Origin of the sequence: Pseudorhodoferax soli (genome assembly GCF_003337555.1) — a bacterium.
GTDB classification, from domain to species: Bacteria; Pseudomonadota; Gammaproteobacteria; order Burkholderiales; family Burkholderiaceae_C; genus Pseudorhodoferax; species Pseudorhodoferax soli.
The window spans coordinates 1-1,326 of sequence record NZ_QPJK01000028.1 but is presented as its reverse complement, the minus strand read 5'-3'; the positions used below and the strand labels follow the sequence as shown (position 1 = coordinate 1,326).

Annotated in this window: 1 protein-coding gene and 1 other annotated feature; the gene reads right to left on the bottom strand. The window is 61.6% G+C overall.

All coding sequences use genetic code 11. From position 1 onward, the window contains the following. Positions 1–33: 33 nt before the first annotated feature. A protein-coding gene (locus tag DES41_RS37650) for an IS3 family transposase (RefSeq protein ID WP_114472803.1) occupies positions 34–1,274 on the bottom strand; the annotation gives its coding sequence in 2 pieces (ribosomal slippage) (positions 34–989 and positions 989–1,274; 1,242 coding nt in all). Continuing rightward, positions 874–990 (bottom strand) — a sequence feature (AL1L pseudoknot). (Overlaps the previous gene by 117 nt.) Positions 1,275–1,326 lie beyond the last annotated feature (52 nt).

Genomic DNA, 1,326 nt, shown 5'->3' with positions numbered 1-1,326 from the left:
TGAACCGCCCCGGGTTTCGCGGAGGCTGTTTAGTTAAAGTAAGACGGCCTTATCGGATGGGGTTCCGAGTCGGTTGTAGTAGTTTGCCTCAGCTTCGGCAGGCGGGATATAGCCGATCGATGAGAGCAGGCGTTTATGGTTGAACCAGGCGACCCATTCCAGGGTAGCCAGCTCGACCGATTCCCGGTTTTTCCAGGGGCCGCGCCGATGAATCAATTCGGCTTTGTAGAGCCCGTTGATTGTCTCGGCCAGCGCGTTGTCGTAGCTGTCGCCGCGGCTGCCGACCGACGGTTCGATGCCAGCCTCGGCCAGGCGCTCGCTATAGCGAATACTGACGTATTGCGACCCCCTATCGGAATGATGGATCAGAGAACCATCGTTGCCAGGCCTGCGGTCATAGAGGGCTTGCTCCAAGGCATCGAGGACGAAGTCGGTTGTCATGGATGTGCTCACGCGCCAGCCGACGATGCGCCGGGCGTAGACGTCGATGACGAAGGCCACGTACAGCCAGCCTTGCCAGGTCGAGACATAGGTAAAGTCCGAAACCCAGAGCTGATTGGGACGATCGGCCCAGAACTGACGGTTCACCCGATCGAGCGGGCGCACGGCTGTTTCATCGGGCACAGTGGTGCGCACTCGCTTGCCGCGCCGTACGCCTTGCAGACCCTGAGCATGCATCAGACGTTCGACCGTACAGCGGGCCACCACAACACCCTCGCGGTTCAGCTGCCGCCAGACCTTGTCCGCGCCGTACACCCGCAGGTTCTCCTGCCAAACCCGGTGGACCTGGGGCTTGAGATGGTCATCGCGTTGGGCACGAGCGCTGCGCAGCGACGGATCGCGCTGGCGGGCTGCATGGCGCCGGTAAGCGGACGGGGCAACCTGCAAAACCTTGCAGATCGGCTCGACCCCGTAAGCATCGCGGTGCCGGTCGATATAGGCGTTTACAGCTTGAACTTGCGGTCGAGCTCCGCCTGCGCGAAAAAAGCGCTGGCCGTGCGCAAGATATCGTTGGCTCGGCGCAGCTCTTTGTTCTCGCGCTGCAACCGCTTGAGCTCGTCGCGTTCGCTGGTTGTCAGCCCTTCGCGCTTGCCACTGTCGATCTCCTGGCGCTTGACCCAGGTCAGCAGGGTCTGCGATGAACAGCCAATCTTCGGCGCGATCGACTCGACCGCCAGCCACAGCGATGGGTAGTCCGCACGGTGCTCCTGCACCAGGCGCACCGCTCGTTCACGCACTTCCGGGGAAAATTTGTTCGCGTTGTTCTTGCTCATGGCTCCATTCTCTCAAGAGTTGGAGCCTCCGCGAAACCCGGGGCGGTTCACT